Genomic DNA, 19,265 nt, shown 5'->3' on the forward strand with positions numbered 1-19,265 from the left:
CATGGCAGGGCTGATCAAGCGTGAAGATATCGACGAGGTGCGTAACCGCACCGACCTCCGTGAGGTCGTCGAATCCTATGTCACGCTCAAATCCGCGGGCATTGGCTCGTATAAGGGCCTGTGCCCTTTTCACGACGAGCGCAGTCCGTCCTTCCATATTCGCCCGCAGCTAGGAACCTTCCATTGCTTTGGCTGTGGCGAGTCCGGCGACGTGATCGCCTTCATACAGAAAATGGACCACTCCTCGTTCACCGAAACCGTGGAACTTCTGGCTGCCCGGATCAATTACGAGCTTCGCTATGAAGACGGGGGACCAGGACCGCGCCGCGAAGACTACGGCAAGCGCCAGCGCCTGGTCGACGCGCATAAGGTAGCCGAGGAATTCTTCCGCGCGCAGCTGGCTACCGACGAAGGAGCCGCGGGCCGCGAGTTCCTTGCCGGTCGCGGTTTTGACGAGGAAGTAACAGCTCAATTCTCGGTGGGCTATGCGCCCAAGGGCTGGGATGCCCTGCTCAAGCACCTGCGCTCGAAGGGTTTCGTAGACGATGAGCTGAAGCTGACCGGCATGTTTTCTGAGGGCAACCGCGGAATCTATGACCGATTCCGTGGACGCGTCATGTGGCCGATCCGCGACCTGTCTGGTGCCACCATTGGCTTCGGTGCACGCAAGCTTTACGAGGATGACCAGGGCCCAAAGTATCTGAACACCCCGGAGACCCAGCTCTATAAGAAGTCCCAGGTGCTCTACGGCTTGGACTTGGCCAAGAAGCAAATTTCCAAGAGCCGGCAAATCGTCGTGGTGGAAGGCTACACCGACGTGATGGCCTGTCATCTGGCTGGCATCACTACCGCGGTGGCCACCTGCGGTACCGCTTTCGGCACGGACCACATCAAGATTGCCCGTCGCCTGCTGCAGGATGACGGTACCGGTGGCGAAGTTGTCTTTACCTTTGATGGTGACGCCGCAGGCCAGAAGGCCGCATTGCGCGCCTTCGAAGAAGATCAGCGGTTTATCGCCCAGACATACGTTTGTGTTGAACCAACCGGTGCTGACCCTTGCGACTTGCGTTTGCACCGCGGGGATGAAGCGGTACGCGAGCTCATTGAGCTCAAGCGTCCGCTGTTTGAATTCGCCATCCGTGCAGAACTGAAGAAATTCAATCTGAACACCGTTGAGGGTCGTGTCCAGGCCTTGCGCCAGACCGCTCCGATCGTTGCGCAGATCCGCGACTCTGCTATTCGTCCGGCGTATGCCCGTGAGCTTGCTGGTTGGCTGGGAATGAATAATGAGGACGTTAACCGCTCGGTGGGCGCCTCCATCAAACGCGCCCGGTTGCCCAAGAACGCCGACCTGCAGGCACCACGCCCGCAACCAGGCGAAGCTGAACAGGCAATCCCTGCTGTGCCGGCCTTTGAACGCCCGGATCACCGTGACCCGGTGATGCGCCTTGAACGCCAGGCCCTGGAAGTCGTGATCCAGCAGCCGCAGCGGTTGAAGGACGAGCAATGGCAGGCGTTCTACGAGGCTCGTTTCCTGGCCCCGGCGCACTCGGCTGTCCATGATGGCGTCGTTGCCGCGTCCAGTGCAGGCGCGTCGGCGACCTCCTGGGTTGAAGTCATTCGCGACGAGGTCCCCGAGCAGTTGCGCAGCTTCGTTTCAGAACTCGCAGTGACCAGCATTCCAGCATCTGACGAACACAGCCTGAACCGCTACTGCGCTGACATCATCAACGGCTTGATTGAGCTTCAAATCACACACCGCAAGGCTGAGCTCATTGGCCGGTTGCAACGTGCTGAAATGGAACCCGAGGGGGAAGAATATGCCCAGATCAACCGGGAACTGATGGAACTGGAAATGCGCCGGAGGATCCTGCGCGGAACCTAGGAACCCGATTTTGCATTCGCGGGATTCTTGGGTAAAGTTATATCTCGTTGCAATCCTCCATAGCTCAATTGGCAGAGCATTCGACTGTTAATCGAAGGGTTACTGGTTCAAGTCCAGTTGGAGGAGCTTACAAAAAGGTTCCGGCTCGCATTCGCGAGTCGGAACCTTTTATTTTCGCCTGAAACCCGATTTTGGCACCTAACCCTGACTAGCCTCGCCAGGAAAAACCCGAGTTAGATAGCAGGGGCCAGTTGCCGGACCAGAGTCGGGTATTTTTCCTAGCGGATTCAGGCAGCCGGGTTCCACAAGCGCCGGGATTCCAGGTACCAGAAATACGAGAAAAGGCTGATCTCGAACCATTCGACAATGAATAGCGCTTCTTCGACGCCCGCAGCCAGCAAAATCGGCCAGGCAATCAGCCCGAGAAGCATCAGCACCAAGACGATTGCATAGTGGATCTTCTTGCCTCCGCTGGTATCCATCCCGCACAGCGGCTTATGGTCCAGATGGCTGGCAATGGCGATGCCCATGGAAAAAATCAGCAGGAATGCTGCGCTGGCATGCACGCCGGCGAACTGCTTGCCTTCCAGGGTCCGCCAAAGCAGCAGCAGGACGAAAGCGATCAGGAGCAGGGTGCTGAGCAATCCCAGCATTCTGGTCAAGGTGCTGTGGAACAGCGCGCGGTGCGGAGCGCGGCTAGTCCTGATTCCCAACCAGATGAAAACCAGGCTAACGACGAGTACCGCAATGACCGATACCTGCACGGAGAAGATGAGCCGCTTCTGCTCGCCGATTTGCAGCTCTGCCAGCGTTTCTCCCAGCTTGGTGGGAACCAAAGCTACGAACATGGCGTAGAAGCCGGCCAAATTCAGTGCATAGTCTTCCAGCTCGTCTCCGGTATAAACCACGAGCAGTACCCCGGTGGTCACCAGCATGGCGACAAACAAGTCTCGTGCCGGGCCCAGGTAATAGGAGCTCAATGAGTCTTCGATGCGCTGGTTGGCTATGCCATAGATGACGATGGCAACGACAAGGAGCAAGGGCACCGTGAGCAGCATCAGGCGCACATAGCGCAATGTACTGCGGCCCGGGGAACGTTCAATGGAAGTGGCCATAACTGCATTCTGTAATGAATCGCCCGGGTTTTGCGAACGGCCCGCCAAGCGCAGGAAAATTCCCGGAAGAATCGCAGGGATCCAACCTTGGACCAGGTGCACCTGCTGGAAAAGGTGCAGGGCGCCCATCAGCCGCCTGCAATTGGCTTCCGGAAAGTGCAGTTGCCGTGGGCAGTTCAGCTGGAGTCGAACCCGAGGAGGCTAAATTGTCGGTACGCACTGACATGATCATTGAAGAGTCAACAAAGGCTCCGTTTCAGCCGAAGCCCTCATCCGCTTGGGCTGATAGCCAACTCGGCGCCAGCTTGGCGCCGTCTTCACTCGAAGGAAGCTTTCATGTCTGTACAAAATCCGGTCGACCCGAACGTGGTGCCACCTGCGCCGCATGCAAAGACCACAGCTGGCAAGGGCCTGGGCATCGCCGCCCTGGTCGTGGGCATCGTTGCATTGGCCCTGTGCTGGGTGCCGATCGTCAACAACTTTGCCGCAGTGCTCGGTTTCATTGCTTTGGTGCTCGGCATCATCTCGCTCATCTCCGCCTCCAAGCGCCGTGGCAGCAAGGTCCTGGGTATCGCATCGAGCATCATTGCCATCGTAGCCATCGTCCTTGTGTTTGCCACCCAGGCAGCCTATGTGAAGGCGATCGACGAGGTTGCCAACGGCATTGCCGACGCTTCGGACGGCGAGGTGGCAGCACCGGCTGAGATCATCGAGCAAGCCGAAGACGAATCACAGGTATTGGCCTTGGGACAGGCCGCTGCTGTTGGCGCGTATTCGGTCAACGTCAGTGCGGTGAACCTGGATGCCGGCGCACAGATCGCCAAGGCAAATGAATTCAACCAGGAGGCCGAAGGCCAGTATGTCCTCGTGGACCTCTCTGTTGTCTACAACGGAGAAGAAGAAGGCGACGCATGGCTGGACCTGAATCCAGAACTGGTGGGATCGGATGCGAGCATCTACAGCACCAGCAGCGCGACTGCGATCACCGCCAAGCCGGGCATGGACGTTCCTACCTTGGCCAAGGGCGGCAAGGGAAGCTACCAGGTGGTCTTCGACGTGCCTGCCGCGGCCGTGGCAGATGCGAAAATCCGCATGAGCGAAACGCTCTCGTTCACTGACGACTCGGTGCTCTGGGCTACGAAGTAGCTCGCATTCGCAGAGGTTCCGCTATCCAATCAAGGGTGGCGGAACCTCTTTTCTTTTGCCTGGACGGCGCCGGAGCCCGAAGCCCGCGGATTTTGCCGATGCCCTCCAACCCTTCGGCGTGTTCGAAGGGCCGCTGGCGATTGTGACAACAATAAGAACATCGAAAACGGGAAGAACGGGAAAATTTTCATGGAATTCTCCGCGATCCCGGACCTTGGGAAAACGCGAGAACCCGGGGCAATTCGCTCGCTCTCATTTACTTCTCATGGACGCGCCATGGTCCTCTCACCAACACCTAATGCGCTCCTCACAAGGGTTTTTTAATGTTCAAAGCATGAATCGTCGCGTACTTCTCATCCTCATGGTGTTGGCCGTGCCAGCGGGACTGGCCGGCGCCAGCCAGGCACTTGCCGACAAGGCCAATCCGCCCATCCCGCATCAGCAGCCAATCATTGTCCAGCTCTCGCCGGCCCCCGCGCCAACTGCGCCAAAAGCGCCGGCTCAGGAGCGAGGCGACAATGACTGACATCCATGAACACCAGGGATCCACGGTGTCGGCACGGCTGCGCATTGTCGGCTGGATCGTGCTGACTACTGCACTGGCTCTGTTGGCCGTAACGGTTTCGATGCGTTCAATCATGTCCGGCCAGGTAGCCGAGGCTGCCAATGTGGGCATCGCACAGGAAATCGAAGAGTTCCGGACCTTCGCCGCCGAGGGGCTGGACCCGAAGACGGCTCGCCCGTTTTCCTCAATCGGTGAACTGATGGAACGCTATCTGGCCCGCCAGCAGCCGATGGCCGGCGAAGCGATCATCGCGCAGGCCAATGGACGGGTGCTCACGGCAGGCACTGCGGCCAACCAGGCCGGGACCTGGCTGGCTGATGACCCAGTGCTCCTGGGCCGTATTCTCGACGACGCGAGAACCTCCGGAATCCTGGAGAGCAACCACGGGACGGTTCGCTGGGCCAAAGCCGAGGCCAAGGATGCCTCCGGAGCCAGCGGGGCTGGACACCAAGCCCATCTGGTCGTCGCGCACTTCATTGGCGGGGCCCAGGAAGAAGCCAACCGGCAGGCAACCATGCTCTTTGGCGTGGCCGCCGGGGGACTGGCCTTGACCGCGGGGATCGCGTGGTTGGCAGCTGGCCAGATCATGCGTCCCATCCGCACCATGAGCGAAACCGCCGCTTCGATTAGCGCCAATGACCTTTCAGCCCGCGTCCCGGTCGAAGGACGCGACGACCTGGCGCAGTTGGCCAGGACACTGAATGCGATGCTTGACCGGGTTGAAGCTTCGCATCTGGCCCAACGCCACTTCATCGCCGAAGCACGCGAGCACCTGGGTAGCCCGCAACGCCAGATGGCGGCCGCTTTGCAGAAGCTCAACGGGGAAGACCTGCCCCGGAAGCAACGCAGCAGAATCATCAGCACCGCGCAGGCGCATATTTCGCTGATGGGGCAGACACTTGCCGACCTGGAATTGCTGGCGCAAAGCTCCGACCCGGACTTCATCCAGCGCCGAATGGTGCCCGTCGGCGAAGTCACGGCGGACGTTGCCGCGGCGGCCGCCCGCCCGGGTGCCTACCCGGACCGCCGATTCAGGATAGCCGAGTCTGCCAAGGCCCAGGCTTGGCTGGATCCGCTGCGCGTTTCCCAGGCCATGCACCAACTGATCCAAAACGCCGTCGCGCATACCGAGGATGGAGAAAGCATCCGGATCGGTTCTGCAGCAGCCGAGGGCATGGCCAGCTTCTGGGTTGCCAACGATGGACCAGCCTTGGACCCGGAGCAGGCCCGTGCCCTGCTGGAAAACTACCGCAGCGCACCGGGAACCGGCCAGCAGCGACCCGGCATGGGCTTGGGCCTGGCCGTGGTGAAAGCGGTCGCGCAAGCCCACGGCGGCACGGCCTGGGTGGAATCCGGAAACGGCAACGGGACCAGTTTCGGATTTTCCCTCCCGCAAGCTGATGCCGGCCAAGGCATCCGCTGCGAAGAAGAGTTCGCCGACTCGATGGCCAGCAGCCTGGGCGGTGAATCATGAGCATCAAGCCAACCGCGCCACGCTCGGGATTCCGCTACACCGCCCAGCGGTCCATGGACCAGGTCACGGAACCGGGCAATGCCGGTGCGGCGCGAAGCCGGTGGAGCAAGCAGAACGCAGCGCGAATCATCGCCGCACTGATCTTGCTGGGCTTTCTTGCCTGGTGCGCCTACGGCGCCTTCGGCCCGGAGGCGGGGACAGCGCAGGCTTTGCCGGCACAAGGGGCCTTGACCCTGGCAGTCTTCGCCTTGGCCATCTGGCTCTGGGTCTTCACGCCAATAGGCGATACCTTTATCGCCTTGGGCGCAGCAGTGGTGCTGGTGCTCATGGGCGTGCTGCCCGAAGCCGAACTGTTCTCCTCGCTGGGAGAAGACACCATCTGGCTCCTGCTGGCGGCCTTCGTGATCGCGGCGGGGATCACCGCCACGGGACTGGCTACCCGTGCCGCGGCATGGATAGCCGCAGGCGCGAATACTCCGCGGCAGCTGATCCACCTGACCACCGGCGTGCTGGTCGCTACCGCATTCGCGGTGCCGTCCACTTCCGGTCGAGCGGCCCTGGCCATTCCGGTCTTCATTGCCCTGGCCAAGGCCCTGGCGGATCGCCGCCGCATCGTCCTGGCCCTGTCCCTGGTCTTTCCCTCGGTCATCCTGCTTTCGGCGGTGGCATCCTACCTGGGCGCCGGAGCGCACCTGATCACCAGCCAGATCCTCGCCACCTCGGGCCATGAAGGATTCTCCTTCGCAGGCTGGCTGGTATACGGATTGCCGTTGGCTTTCGTTTCCTCGCACCTGTGCGCCGAGCTGGTGCTGTGGATGTTCACCCTCAAGGAGGACCGCGCAGAGCCGCTGGCCGTGGGCATCGATCGGCTGCAGCAGTATTCGCCAGTGCCGCTCTCGGGCCCGCTCACGGTAGGGCAATCCAGGGCAGCGCTGCTGGTTGCGGCTGTGGTGGTGCTCTGGTGCACCGAGCCCCTGCACCAGCTCCATCCCGCCATCGTGGCCCTGCTTGGTTCATTGCTGGTAGCCAGCCCGGGATATGGCTCGGTCGGCCTGGCCAAGGCATTGAAGGCGGTGCCGTGGTCGATGCTCATCTTCATGGCCGCGACCCTCACCCTGGGTACCGCGCTCGCCGGAACCGGGGCCGCCGAATGGCTGGCCCGCAGGGTGCTTGGCCCCGTAGAGCAGCTCGGAGCTGCCACGCCCTGGATCTTCACCGTCCTCGTGGTGGTGATCTCTGCCGCGGCGCACCTGGTCATCCAGTCCCGTTCGGCGCGCTCAGCGGTGCTGATTCCGCTGGTGGTCTCGCTGGCCCCGGGCATCGGGGTCAACGCGGTCGCCATTGCCTTGGCGTCCACCGCCGCCGCCGGTTTCTGCCACACCCTGACCAGCAGCGCGAAACCGGTGAACCTGTTCTCCGAGATCGAGGGCATCGAAACCTATAGGCCGGCAGATCTGCTGCGGCTGAGCGCGGTGCTCGGGCCGCTCATGGTCCTGCTGGTCCTGGTCTTCGCCTTCTGGATCTGGCCGGCCATGGGACTGCCGCTGTTCCTCTGAATCACCTCATAGCTTCATCTCTCATCGCATTCATCCTCACTGAAAAGGACAACGAATCATGGCACACGCACTTCCACAACGCATCCTGGTCGCCCCATCCGGCTTCAAGGAATCCCTCGACGCGGCGGCAGTCGCGGCGGCCATCGGCGCCGGAGTCCGCCGGGCATTGCCCGGGGCCACCGTCAAGGCAGTGCCAATCGCCGATGGCGGCGAAGGCACCGCCGAAACCCTGGCCTGCGCTACCGGCGGCCATCTGGTGCCGATGGCGGTCACCGGTCCGGTCGGCCAGCAAGTCGAGTCCCACTACGCCATGCTCGGCGGCGAGGCGGCCGGAACGGCAGTTGTCGAAATGGCCGCCGCTGCGGGCCTGCGGCTGGTTCCCCGCGACCAGCGGGACCCGGGAACCACCACCAGCTACGGTGTGGGCGAGCTGATCGCGGCCGCCATTGATGCCGGGGCCTCCAAGATCCTGGTGGGCTGCGGCGACTCGGGCACCTCGGATGGCGGAATGGGCGCATTGCAGGCACTGGGTGCACGAATCCTCGATGCCAAGGGCCATGAGGTCAAGGCCGGCGGCAACTACCTCGGACGGGTGGACCGGTTGGATCTGTCCGCTCTGCACCCGGCCTTGGCTGCCGGGAATGTCCAGATCACTATGGCGCTGAACCCGCACAATGTGCTGACCGGCCCGCGCGGCGTGGCCCGCGTTTTCGGTCCGCAGAAGGGGGCCACAGCGGACCAGGTCGAAGCCATGTCGGCAGGCTTCGAGCGCTGGGCATCGATCCTGCGCCGCGATGCGCTGGAGTCCTCGCGCTCCATAGATTTCGCCTTGGCCCCTGGGACCGGTGCTTCGGGCGGCCTGGGCGCCGGATTGGCCGCGGTGGGCGCGGTGCTCTTGCCTCGCTTCGAGGCGATCCTGGATTCGGGCTTGGCCGGCATCGATCTGGACTCGATGCTGCGCGGAGCGGATCTGGTCATCACCGCAGAAGGCGCCATCGACTTCCAGACGCCCAAGGGCAAGGTGCCTGCGGAAGTAGCGCGGCGCGCCTCGCTGCATGGGGTGCCGGTAGTGGCCCTGGCAGGGACGCTGGGCCGCGGCTGCCGAGACGTGCACGATATCGGAATTGACGCCATTGCATCGATCATGCCAATTCCAATGACCCTGCAAGAAGCGGTGGATGACGGGGAGCGCCTGTTGATCGAAGCGGCCGAACGCTTCATGCGCACCATCATCCTGGGCGCGTCAATGGCGGCGGCCCGGCTCAGCCCGCGCGAGGCCTGGTAGGATCCACCGTTTGCGCCCTGAATTGCAGCAGGTGTGCTGCCTTGGCCTTTGGAACTGCGTTCAAGGCAGCACGCCTGCTTTTCGCGAATTCGCTAGAGCTCGATAGCTGCCACGGCCCGCACTGCGCGGGCCGCCTCGGCGCCCTTCTTCAGGAAATGCTCGAAGTAGAAGGCCTGGTGCTCATCGTTCGAATGGAAGTGGTGCGGGGTCAGGCTGACCGAGAAGGTCGGCACATCGGTATCCAGCTGGACCCGCATCAAGCCGTCCACCACGGCCTGGGCAACGAAGTCGTGGCGGTAGATGCCGCCGTCAACCACGAGGGCCGCGGCCACCACGGCATCGTACTTCCCGGTCTTCGCCAGGCGCTGGGCCTGCAGCGGCATTTCATAGGCGCCGGGTACGGTGACGACATCGATGTCGTATTCCTGTCCGGAAGCTTCCATCTCGGCCTTGAACCCGGTCAGCGCTTGGCCAACGATATCTGCATGCCAGCTGGCCTTGATGAAGGCGACGTTCAATGGCTTGCTCATGAGTTACTCCCTGAATCTGCGTGCAAGTTTCTTGGTCTTGTGATCCACCCTAGTGGCGTGGGTATCAATGGAATAAATGGGGAAGGAATCCGCGTAACGATTGAGCCGGTTCAGCGCCAGCCCAATAGCGGGGCCACGTGCTTGAGCACCGAATCGATGACATGCGCGTTATAGTCCACGCCGAGCTGATTCGGGACGGTCAGCAGCAAGGTATCCGCCGCGGCAATGGCCTCATCTTCGGCCAGCTTCTTGGCCAGTTCATCTGGCTCCCCGGCATAGGACTTGCCGAAGACCGCACGGGTTTTCGCATCGATGTTGCCGATCTGGTCCGAGCTGTAGCGGTCGCGGCCGAAGTACTGCCAGTCCCGCTCATCGGTCAGCGCGAAGATGCTGCGGCTGACCGAAACCCGCGGCTCGCGTGCATGGCCTGCGTCCTTCCAGGCCTGGCGGTAGAGCGCGATCTGCTCGGCCTGCTGGACGTGGAAGGGCTTGCCGGATTCGTCGTCCTTCAGCGTGGAGCTCTGCAGGTTCATGCCCAGCTGCGCAGCCCACACGGCCGTGGCATTGGACCCGGAACCCCACCAGATGCGTTCGCGCAGGGTGTCCGAATGCGGCTCGATGCGCAGCAGCCCCGGGGGATTGGGGAACATCGGCTTGGGGCTGGGCTCGGCGAAGCCTTCGCCGGAAAGCACTTCGAGCAGCCGCTCGGTATGCCGCCGGCCCATGTCGGCATCCGATTCGCCCTCGCGCGGCTCGAAGCCGAAGTGCCGCCATCCGTCGATGACCTGCTCGGGCGAGCCGCGGCTGATGCCCAGCTGCAGGCGGCGGTTGGAAATCAGGTCGGCGGAGCCGGCGTCCTCGGCCATGTACAGCGGGTTCTCATAGCGCATGTCGATCACGCCGGTGCCGATTTCAATGCGCTTGGTGCGCGCGCCGATGGCGGCCAGCAGCGGGAACGGGGAGGCGTATTGCTGGGCGAAGTGGTGCACGCGGAAATAGGCGCTGTCCGCGCCCAGCTCCTCGGCGGCGACTGCCAGGTCGATGGCCTGCAGCAGGGCATCCGAAGCGCTGCGCGTGCCCGATTGCGGGTGGTCGGTCCAGTGGCCGAAGGACAGGAATCCGATGTTCTTCATGCTTGAGCCAACAAGTATTTCCGGGGGCTTATTCCGGCCAGGCGGTTGCCGATGAATTCCGCACTTGCCGCGGCATCCCGTTGCCTGGTGCTAGCGCTGGGCGAATTGCCCCGCTGGCATGCCGCTGGGCGTCCCGGCTTCGGGATCGTTCAGGGCGGACCAGATGGCATCGAGTGACAGATCGAGTACCGCGGCCAGGGCCGCCACCGTCGGAAATGCCGGCGTTGCCACGCGCCCGGTCTCGATTTTCCGCAGGGTCTCGGGGGACAGGCCCGCCTGAAGCGCGACCTCGAGGATTGTCCGCTCTGCGCGTGCTCGCCGCAATAGCGCGCCGAGGTTCTTGCCCAGTTCAATTTCGCGGGCGGTGAGCGGAAGTCTAACCATAATAAAATTATAGTACCGGTACTATATGACCGGTATAGTTATTGGGATGATAGAGATTCTCACTCCCAGCGAAGTGGACCGAGCCCGCCGCACCGGACGCCTGGTTGGCAATATTCTCAATACGCTCAAGGGCCGTGTCCAGGTCGGCACGAATCTGCTGGAGATCGATGCCTGGACCAAGGCCATGATCCTGGAAGCCGGGGCAGAGTCCTGCTATGTCGACTACGCGCCGTCCTTCGGCAGCGGGCCTTTCGGCCACTACATCTGCACCGGGGTCAACGACGCGGTGCTGCACGGGCTGCCGCGCGACTACAAGCTGGCTGACGGAGACCTGCTCACCTTGGACCTGGCTGTCAAGCTCGGCGGCGTCGCCGCCGATGCCGCCATCAGCTTCATCGTCGGCAAGGCCAGCAGCCAGCAAGACCTGGACCTGATCGAAACCACCGAGCGCGCGCTGGCCGCAGGAATTGCCGCGGCAGGCCCCGGCGCCCGGATCGGCGATTTGTCCCACGCCATCGGCTCGGTGCTCACCGCCGACGGGTACAAGATCAACATGGAATTCGGCGGCCACGGCATCGGCACCACCATGCACCAGGACCCCCACGTGTCCAACGACGGCCGTCCCGGCCGGGGCTACAAGCTGCGCCCGGGACTGCTGCTGGCCCTGGAACCCTGGATCATGGCGGACACCAGCAAGCTGGTCACCGACAAGGACGGCTGGACGCTGCGCAGCGCCACCGGTTGCCGCACCGCGCATACCGAGCACACCATTGCGATTACCGAGACCGGAGCCGAAATCCTCACCCTGCCTGGCTCCTAGCTGGCAGCTGGGCAGGCCAAGCCAGGGATCCGGCCGCCTCATGCAGCGCGGCGCGGCACCGGGCCGGATCGCGGACCAGCCCTGCTGGCAGCGCACCGGCGAAGTCCCAGCCGCGACCGGCGGCAAGGTGCTGGAGATTCACCAGATTGCGTTCATGCAACGGCCCGGGAAGTTCCGGGTAGCTGCCCAGCAGCAGCGTGCCCCGGGTGAAGCCGCGGGCCGCGCAGGCTTCCAGGGTCAATGCCGTATGGTTCAGCGTCCCCAGATCCGGGCGCGCTGCCACCACCAGGCTGGCATCCACCGCTGCGGCCACATCGGCGATGGTTTCCCCGGCAGCGGTCAGCTCGACAAGCAAACCGCCGGACCCCTCGATGAGCACCACCTCATGCGCGGAGGCCAGCTCGCCGATCCGCTGCGCGTGCTGGGCCAAGGTGGGCAGGGCAGCAACTGGATCCAGGCCGGCGCACAGCGCGGCATCCACCGGTGCCATCGGGTGGCGCAGGCGCACCCCCTCGAAGACCGAGAGCTGCCGGGGATTGCCCAGCCAGCGTGCCACGTCTTGCGCGTCCCCGGGGCCAGTCCCGCCGATCCCGGTCTGCGCCAGCTTGTAGAGAGCGACGCTGTGCCCGCTGGCCAGTGCGCTGGCGGCCAGCACCGCGGTAGCCACGGTCTTGCCGACCTCGGTATCGGTTCCGGTCATTGCATGGATCAAGGCAGCATCCTCTTTGCAGTGTATTTAATGGGCACGGCGGTTGGCGCCTGGAAGGACAATAGGTGGGCGAAGGGCGCCGGCGGCCCATCCGGGACGGCTAGCGGCAGGCAGCGCGCGGCTTCGGCGAGCACCAGCTCGGTTTCCATCCTGGCCAGGGATGCGCCCAGGCACCGGTGGATCCCGTAGCCGAAGGCCAGCGAATCATCCCCGGCCGCGCCGAGCTTGCCGCCGGACAAACGCAGCACCAGCTGCTGCCCGGCGGCGAACTCCAGCTGCCCGATCCGCGCATCGCTGGCGGCAACACGCCGCCAGGTCGGGACCGAAGAGGCCCGGCCCAGCACCTCGCGCACCAGCCCCCGTGCCGCGGTTGCCGCCGTATCCGCACGGGCCAGGGCGCCCCACTGGTGATCATGCAATGCCGCATGCAGCGCGGTCTGGATGAGCATCGAGGTGGTTTCCTGCCCGGCAATGCCCAGGAAATAGGCCAGCGAGCGGATCTGGCGCTCGGAGACCCCGGCTTGGTGCAGCGTGGCGTAGAGATTCCCGTCATCACGCTGCACGCCCTGGTGCACCGAGGCATCCAGCCAGCTGTAGTATTGTGCCGCACTCCGGGCCAGCACCAGCTGCCGCTGCGCATCGGGCCAACCCCAGAACAGCTCCAGCGAGTCCTGGCTCCAGGCCTTGAGCCTTCCCGGTTCGGGCGCCGGCAGGCCGGTCAGCCGCGACATGGCTTCCGCCGGGATCACCGCAGCCAATTCCACGGCCAAATCCACCGATTCTCCGTTGCGCAGCCTCGGCTCCAGGCCCGAGCAGATCCCGCGCACCCGGGCCAGGATCGGCTCGCGCTGGGCGCGGACCTTGGCAGGGCTGAAGAATCCGGCCACGATCCGGCGCACGGCCAGATGCGCTGGCCCCGAAGCGCTGGCCAGCACCTCGGGTAGGGCGAAGCGTGCCCGGGCCAGAATCCGCAGCGCGGCAGGTTCCGGTTCCACCGCCGTGGACAGGGCATTGGCCGGCGAAAACACGTCGGGCCTGGACAGGATGGCGCGGACGGTATCCGGATCCTCGATGCTCCGGTAGCGCGCGTTGACGGCTTCCGGGTAGGCCCCGGGCAGCGGTCCGGCTAGCGGTGCCTGGTCCAAGGCGCTCCCCGTCGCGGCGAAAGGGCAGGTCACGAATCCTCCTGGATGATGGTGCGGGCTACCGCCTGGATGGCCGCGGATAATTCCGGGCGCCGGTGGTGGGCATGGGCGGTGAGCCGGATGCGGGAGATGCCATCGGGCACGCTGGGCGGGCGGAAGCAGGCCACAGCGATTCCCTGGCTGGCCAGAGCGGCGGCAGTCCGGGCGGCCGCGCCAGCCGTGGGCATCTTCACCGAAAGCACGGCTCCGGCCCCGGCCTCCACCCGGCCGGCCAGGGCCAGATGGCCTTGCAGCTGATCGCGGATCAGCCGGGCATTGTGCGCCAGGGCCCCAATCCGTTGCGGCCCGGCCAGATCCAGGGCCGCCAGCGCCCCGGCAGCTGCCGCGGGGGACAGCGCGGTATCGAAGATGAAGGTGCGGGCGGTGTTGACCAGGTGCTCGCGCAGCGCCGGTGCCCCCTGCCCGCCCAGCAGCACCGCGCCGCCCTGGGAACCCAGCGCCTTGGACAAGGTAGCGGTGGACAAAACCTGCCGCTGGTCGGCCAAGCCGGCCGCGAGCACTGCGGAACCTTGGCTGGTGGCGGCCAGCGAGTGCGCCTCGTCCACCAGCAGCAGGGCGCCGAACTGCGTGCACAGCGCGGCCAGCCGGGACAGCGGGGCGGCATCGCCGAACACCGAGTAGACGGATTCGACCACCAGCAGTACCCGGGGCTTGGGGTGCTTGCTGCTGCGGTTGGCTTCCAGCAGCCGGGTGAAATCCTCCAGGTCGTTATGCGCGGCGGTGGCGAGGGCGGCGCCCGAGAGCCGGGCTCCGTCGATCAGGCTGGCGTGGGCATGGGCGTCGAGAATGAACAGGCTGCCCGGCCCGCCCAAGGCGGCCAGCACCCCGAGGTTGGCGGTGTAGCCGCTGGAGAACACCAGGGCCGCCTGGCGCTGGGCATACCGGCAGAGCCCGGCTTCCAGTTCGCGATGCACCGCCAGGGTTCCGGCGGCCACCCGGCTGGCGGAGGCTCCGGCGCCGTGGCGCAGGGCGGCATCCGCGGCAGCCTCCCGGACCAAGCGGTGCCCGGACAGTCCCAGATAGTCGTTGGAAGACAGGTCGAAGAGCCCCGCCGCGGACGTATCCGTGCGCTGCAGTCCCCGGCGCAGGCGCACCGTGGCGCGCGTGGCCAACCAGGAGTCCCAGGCCGGTTCAGCCATGGACCTGCTCCACGGCGCCCACCACGCCGCGGCCCAGGGCCGCGAGCTGTTCGGGGGTGCTGATATAGGGCGGCATCACGTAGACCAGGTTCCGGAAGGGGCGGACCCAGGATCCGCGCTGAACGGCCGCTTCGGTCACCGCGGCCACCTGGACCGGGGACGCGAGCTGGATGACGCCCACCCCGCCCAGTACCCGCACGTCCTGCACCTGGGCCAGTTCCGCTGCCGGTGCCAGATGCGTGCGCAACCCGGATTCCACGGTGGCGACCTGGTGCCGCCATGGAGCGCGATTGGGCGCGGTGCCCGGGGCCCCGGCGAGCAGATCCAGCGAAGCGCAGGCCACCGCGCAGGCCAGCGGGTTGCCCATGAACGTCGGGCCGTGCAGCAGCGCGGAGCCGGCCGATTCCCCGGTCCCGGCCAGCGCGGAGGCGATCCGGGAAGAGCACAGCATCGCCGCCAGGGTCAGGTAGCCGCCGGTCAGCGCCTTGCCCACGCACATGATGTCCGGTTCGATGCCCGCATGCTGCACCGCGAACAGCTGCCCGGTGCGCCCGAATCCGGTGGCGATCTCGTCGGCGATCAGCACCAGGCCGTACTGGTCGGCCAGCTCGCGCAGGATGCCCAGCACCGCAGGGGGATAGATGTGCATCCCGCCGGCGCCCTGCAGCACCGGTTCGCACACGATCCCGGCCAGTTGCGCGGCGTGGGCCGCGATCAGCTCGCGCGTTTCCTGCTCCCATTGCGCCAATCCAGCGGCGGAGTATTCCCAGCCGCCCGATGCATTGCGGCGCGCCGCCGGGGGCTTGGGCAGGAACAGCTCGCCGGCCGAACGCGGAGCGAACGCGGCGTGCATCCCGTCCACGGGATCGCAGATGCCCATGGCGGCGAAGGTGTCCCCGTGGTAGCCGCCGCGCAGCGCGGCAAAGCGGTGCCGGCCGGTGCGGCCCTTGGCATCCTGGTATTGCAGGGCGAGCTTCAGCGCCACCTCGACGCTGATGGATCCGGAATCGGCCAGGAACACGTGGCGCAACCCTTCCGGGGCCATGGCGACCAGGCGTTCGGCCAGCTCGATGGCCGGTTCGTGGGTCAATCCGCCGAACATCACGTGGCTGAAGCGCTCCAGCTGGCTGCGGGCCGCGGCATCCAGCGCCGGATGGCGATAGCCGTGCACCGCGGACCACCACGAGGACATCCCGTCGAGCACCTCTGTGCGGTTGCCTGCGGCATCTTCCAGGACCAGCCCGGCCCCGTGCGCCTCGAGCACCGCATAGTGCGCCCCGGCGTCCAAGGATGCATAGGGGTGCCAGAGCAGTCCGGCATCCCGGGAGAGCAGGTTCGTGCCGGTGGCGATCATGCGTTCGGATCCTGTGCGGTCCCGGCGCCGCGGCGGCGGAGCACCGGTTCGGCCGTGCCGGTGCCGCAGCCCGAGGGGGCGCTGCCGCATGCCGGGGAGGCAGCGGACGAGCAGCAGGAACCGGCGCAGCCCGGTGACCCCGCATTGCCTGCATCAAAGGGCTGGCGGGCGGCATGGCCGGCGGCTTCGCGCAGCGCCCTGGCCAGCTGCGCCGGGTCCTGGCCAGCCTGCCCGAGCACCACGAACCCGGCGTCGGCAATCATCGCCAGGTCTGCTTTCGCGTCCTGGCCTTCGCTGGTCAGGTAGTCGCCGAGGAACAGCGAATTGGCCACTTCCAGGGCGTTGGCCTGCAATGACCGCAGGTGCATTTCGCGTCCGCCGGCCATCCGCACTTCCTTGTCAGGGCAGGCCATGCGCACCACGGCCAGGATGCGCAGGCAGGCCAGCGGGGTCAGGTTCCAGGTGCCCTCCAGCGGGGTGCCGTCGAAAGGCATCAGGAAGTTCACCGGAATGGAATCGGCATCCAGCGCGCGCAAGGCGAAGATCGCCTCGACCAGCTGCTCAGGTGTTTCGCCCAGTCCAACGATGAGCCCGGAGCAGGGGGAGAGGCCAGCGGACCTGGACTGCTGGACGGTGGAGACGCGCTCGGCGAAGCTGTGGGTGCTGCAGATTTCCGGGTAGAGGGATTCGGCAGTATTCAGGTTGTGGTTGTAGGCGTCGGCGCCGGCCTCCTTGAGCCGCTGGGCCTGCCCCTGCTTCAGGATGCCGATGCAGGCGCAGACCTCGACCTGCGGATGCTCTTCCTTCAGCGCGCCGATCATTGCCGCGACGCGTTCCACGTCGCGGTCCGTGGGGCCCTTGCCGGAGGCGACCATGCAGACCCGCGAGGCGCCCCCGGCGATGCCCAGGCCGGCCTGGTGCACCGCTTCGCCGGGCTTGAGCCAGGTGTATTTCAGGATTTCCGCCTTGGAACCCAGGCGCTGCGAGCAGTAGGTGCAGTCCTCGGGGCACAATCCGGACTTCAGGTTGACCAGGTAGTTGACCTTCACGGTGTTGCCGAAATGCTTGCGCCGCAGCATCCCGGCCGCGCTGACCAGCCGCGAAGTCTGCGCGTCGCCGGCGGCCAGCAACCCGAGGGCCTGTGCTGCGGTGAGCTGGTGGCCAGCGGCGATGCGTGTAGCCAACTCGGTGAAATCTGCGGTGTCGATGCGCTGCGCGGGGATGCTCATGGGTTCCTTCGCCTGTTTGGGTGGCTGCCTGCCACGGAGCAGGCAAGCTTGAACGGTGTTCAATTGCTGGCACCAATGTACACGAAAAGCCCCCGACTTGAACAATGTTCAAGTCGGGGGCTTGCGCTGCTTTTCGCGGCAGCTGCAGGGGCGCAGGGCCCGTGCGGCGCACCGGCCGCTCAGCTCGTGGTCTTGTTCCGGTAGATCCACGTGGCCAGCGCCCAGGCCAGGATCATGATGCCCGCCAGCCAGGCCAGGGCGACCCACAGCTCGGAACCCACGGGCGCTTGCGAAAGCAGGGCGCGCAGCGAATCGACGATGGCCGTGATTGGCTGGTGCTCGGCGAACCAGGCCACCGGGCCGGGCATTGACGCGGTGGGAACGAACGCCGAGGAAATGAAGGGCAGGAAGATCAGCGGGTAGCTGAAGGCGCTGGCGCCGTCCACCGATTTCGCGCTCAACCCGGCAAGCACGGCTACCCAGGTCAGGCTCAGGGTCACCAGGCACAGCAGCGCGAGCACGGCGATCCACGCTGCTATGGAGGCGGAGGAGCGGAAGCCCATGGCCAGGGCGACTCCCAGCACCAGCGCCAGGGAGAGGAAGTTCGTTGCCAGCGACGTCGCCACATGGCTCCAGAGCACGCTGGAGCGGGAGATCGGCATGGAGCGCAGGCGCTGCACCAGCCCATCGCGCAGGTCCAGGAACAGCCGGTAGGAGGTGTAAGCGACTCCGGAAGCGATGGTGATGACCAGGATGCCGGGCAGCAGGTAGTTGATATACGGCCCGGTGGTGCTGGTGCCGATGGCCCCGCCGAAGACATAGGTGAACAGCAGCATCATGGCCACCGGGGTAATGGCCGTGGTGATGATCGTGTCGGGGCTGCGCACCACGTGGCGCATCGAGCGCCCGGTGAGGATTCGCGTTTCACGCAGTGCTGCGATGCTCATGGCTTGCTCCCTTCGGTTCGCTGGTTGTGGCCGATCAGTTCCAGGAAGATCTCCTCGAGGCTCGGCCGCTTGGTCACCAGTTCGGTGGTGGCCGGCGGCAGCAGGGCCTGGAGCTCGGCCAGCGTACCCTGCTGGATGATGGTGCCCTCGTGGAGGATTGCGATTTGGTCGGCCAGGTGCTCTGCTTCATCCAGGTACTGCGTGGTGAGCAGGATCGTGGTGCCGGACTCGGCCAAGGCGCGGATCACCTGCCAGGTCTCGCGGCGCGATTGGGGATCCAGTCCCGTGGTCGGCTCATCGAGCAGGAGCACCGGCGGGTTGCCGGCCAGGCCCATGGCGATATCCAGGCGCCTGCGCATCCCGCCGGAATAGGTTCCTGCGGGCCGGTCCGCCGCATCGGACAGGCTGAAGCGCTCCAGCAAGCCGCTGGCGATGGCCCGAGGATTCTCCAGGCAGAGCAGCCGCGCGATCAGCAGCAGGTTTTCGCGCCCGGTCAGGACCTCGTCCACTGCGGCGAATTGCCCGGTCAGCCCCAGTGATCTGCGGACCTGGGCCGGGTTCTCGTGCACTGCGGCTCCGCAGACCCGGGCGCTTCCCGCATCGGCGGGAAGGAGGGTGGCCAGGATCCGCACGAGCGTCGTCTTGCCGGCGCCATTGGAACCGAGCAAGGCGAAGATGCTGCCAGGCTGCACGGCGAAGTCCAGGCCGCGCAGCACGGGCAGCTTCTTGAATGACTTGGCCAGCCCGGTGACCTCGATGGCCGGTTCCGGGGCCAATGCGGTGCTCATG

18 protein-coding genes and 1 tRNA gene are annotated in these 19,265 nt (G+C 65.3%); 8 read left to right on the forward strand and 11 right to left on the reverse strand.

Translation table 11 applies throughout. The features are described 5' to 3' along the window. The first annotated feature begins 1 nt into the window (after position 1). The gene (gene dnaG / locus ACRDT3_RS03105; protein ID WP_431491564.1) at positions 2–1,885 is read left to right on the forward strand and encodes a DNA primase; all 1,884 of its coding nucleotides are present in this window, start codon (positions 2–4) and stop codon (positions 1,883–1,885) included. A 53-nt stretch (positions 1,886–1,938) separates the two neighbouring features. Continuing rightward, positions 1,939–2,011: transfer RNA gene (locus ACRDT3_RS03110), tRNA-Asn, on the forward strand. Between the two features lie 161 nt (positions 2,012–2,172). On the opposite strand, the gene ACRDT3_RS03115 is transcribed toward ACRDT3_RS03110, so the two are convergent. Further along, a complete protein-coding gene (locus ACRDT3_RS03115; protein WP_431491565.1) occupies positions 2,173–3,000 on the reverse strand; it encodes a hypothetical protein in 828 nt (275 codons plus the stop codon). 336 nt (positions 3,001–3,336) lie between these two features. Between ACRDT3_RS03115 and ACRDT3_RS03120 the strand changes: the two genes are divergently transcribed. The 5 genes from ACRDT3_RS03120 (at position 3,337) to ACRDT3_RS03140 (ending at position 9,026) form a co-directional block, all read left to right on the forward strand. Continuing rightward, on the forward strand, positions 3,337–4,146 hold the full coding sequence (locus ACRDT3_RS03120; RefSeq protein WP_431491566.1) for a DUF4352 domain-containing protein: 810 nt from the start codon (positions 3,337–3,339) through the stop codon (positions 4,144–4,146). 334 nt (positions 4,147–4,480) lie between these two features. Beyond that, complete coding sequence (locus tag ACRDT3_RS03125) at positions 4,481–4,672, forward strand: hypothetical protein (protein ID WP_431491567.1); 192 nt, start codon at positions 4,481–4,483, stop codon at positions 4,670–4,672. Further along, on the forward strand, positions 4,665–6,185 hold the full coding sequence (locus tag ACRDT3_RS03130; RefSeq protein ID WP_431491568.1) for an ATP-binding protein: 1,521 nt from the start codon (positions 4,665–4,667) through the stop codon (positions 6,183–6,185). The genes ACRDT3_RS03125 and ACRDT3_RS03130 overlap by 8 nt, the downstream gene beginning before the upstream one ends. Continuing rightward, positions 6,182–7,741, forward strand: coding sequence for an SLC13 family permease (locus ACRDT3_RS03135; RefSeq protein ID WP_431491569.1), 1,560 nt, complete (start codon positions 6,182–6,184; stop codon positions 7,739–7,741). The genes ACRDT3_RS03130 and ACRDT3_RS03135 overlap by 4 nt, the downstream gene beginning before the upstream one ends. 58 nt (positions 7,742–7,799) lie before the next feature. Continuing rightward, positions 7,800–9,026, forward strand: a complete 1,227-nt coding sequence (locus ACRDT3_RS03140; protein ID WP_431491570.1) for a glycerate kinase family protein — start codon at positions 7,800–7,802, stop codon at positions 9,024–9,026. A 92-nt stretch (positions 9,027–9,118) separates the two neighbouring features. Here the strand turns inward: ACRDT3_RS03140 and ACRDT3_RS03145 are convergent, their stop codons facing one another. The 3 genes from ACRDT3_RS03145 to ACRDT3_RS03155 all read right to left on the reverse strand — a co-directional run bounded on the left by ACRDT3_RS03145 (position 9,119) and on the right by ACRDT3_RS03155 (position 11,073). Further along, positions 9,119–9,556: a 6,7-dimethyl-8-ribityllumazine synthase gene (locus tag ACRDT3_RS03145; protein ID WP_431491571.1), complete on the reverse strand. Its 438-nt coding sequence runs from the start codon at positions 9,554–9,556 to the stop codon at positions 9,119–9,121. Positions 9,557–9,666: 110 nt separating this feature from the next. Beyond that, positions 9,667–10,689, reverse strand: a complete 1,023-nt coding sequence (locus ACRDT3_RS03150) for an LLM class flavin-dependent oxidoreductase (protein ID WP_431491572.1) — start codon at positions 10,687–10,689, stop codon at positions 9,667–9,669. Positions 10,690–10,779: 90 nt separating this feature from the next. Next, positions 10,780–11,073: a helix-turn-helix domain-containing protein gene (locus ACRDT3_RS03155; RefSeq protein ID WP_431491573.1), complete on the reverse strand. Its 294-nt coding sequence runs from the start codon at positions 11,071–11,073 to the stop codon at positions 10,780–10,782. 46 nt (positions 11,074–11,119) lie between these two features. On the opposite strand from ACRDT3_RS03155, the gene map reads away from it, so the two are divergent. Then, positions 11,120–11,893 (forward strand): type I methionyl aminopeptidase, encoded by a 774-nt coding sequence (gene map, locus ACRDT3_RS03160; protein ID WP_431491574.1) that lies wholly within the window; start codon positions 11,120–11,122, stop codon positions 11,891–11,893. On the opposite strand, the gene bioD is transcribed toward map, so the two are convergent. From bioD to ACRDT3_RS03195, 7 genes are all read right to left on the reverse strand, one after another. Then, complete coding sequence (bioD, locus tag ACRDT3_RS03165) at positions 11,874–12,605, reverse strand: dethiobiotin synthase (RefSeq protein ID WP_431491575.1); 732 nt, start codon at positions 12,603–12,605, stop codon at positions 11,874–11,876. The two genes, map and bioD, sit on opposite strands and share 20 nt — an antisense overlap. After that, a complete protein-coding gene (locus ACRDT3_RS03170) occupies positions 12,602–13,780 on the reverse strand; it encodes a cytochrome P450 (protein ID WP_431491576.1) in 1,179 nt (392 codons plus the stop codon). Before ACRDT3_RS03170 ends, bioD begins: the two co-directional genes overlap by 4 nt. After that, on the reverse strand, positions 13,777–14,946 hold the full coding sequence (locus ACRDT3_RS03175; protein WP_431491577.1) for an aminotransferase class I/II-fold pyridoxal phosphate-dependent enzyme: 1,170 nt from the start codon (positions 14,944–14,946) through the stop codon (positions 13,777–13,779). Before ACRDT3_RS03175 ends, ACRDT3_RS03170 begins: the two co-directional genes overlap by 4 nt. After that, positions 14,939–16,300 carry an adenosylmethionine--8-amino-7-oxononanoate transaminase gene (gene bioA / locus ACRDT3_RS03180; protein ID WP_431491578.1) on the reverse strand — a complete coding sequence of 454 codons (1,362 nt, stop codon included), beginning with the start codon at positions 16,298–16,300 and terminating at the stop codon, positions 14,939–14,941. The genes ACRDT3_RS03175 and bioA overlap by 8 nt, the downstream gene beginning before the upstream one ends. Continuing rightward, positions 16,297–17,529 (reverse strand): biotin synthase BioB, encoded by a 1,233-nt coding sequence (gene bioB / locus ACRDT3_RS03185; protein WP_431491579.1) that lies wholly within the window; start codon positions 17,527–17,529, stop codon positions 16,297–16,299. The genes bioA and bioB overlap by 4 nt, the downstream gene beginning before the upstream one ends. A 179-nt stretch (positions 17,530–17,708) precedes the next feature. Continuing rightward, positions 17,709–18,476, reverse strand: a complete 768-nt coding sequence (locus tag ACRDT3_RS03190; RefSeq protein ID WP_431491580.1) for an ABC transporter permease — start codon at positions 18,474–18,476, stop codon at positions 17,709–17,711. Continuing rightward, complete coding sequence (locus tag ACRDT3_RS03195) at positions 18,473–19,264, reverse strand: ABC transporter ATP-binding protein (RefSeq protein ID WP_431491581.1); 792 nt, start codon at positions 19,262–19,264, stop codon at positions 18,473–18,475. Before ACRDT3_RS03195 ends, ACRDT3_RS03190 begins: the two co-directional genes overlap by 4 nt. Position 19,265: the final 1 nt, after the last annotated feature.

Origin of the sequence: Glutamicibacter sp., assembly GCF_050701915.1 — a bacterium.
GTDB lineage: Bacteria > Actinomycetota > Actinomycetes > Actinomycetales > Micrococcaceae > Glutamicibacter.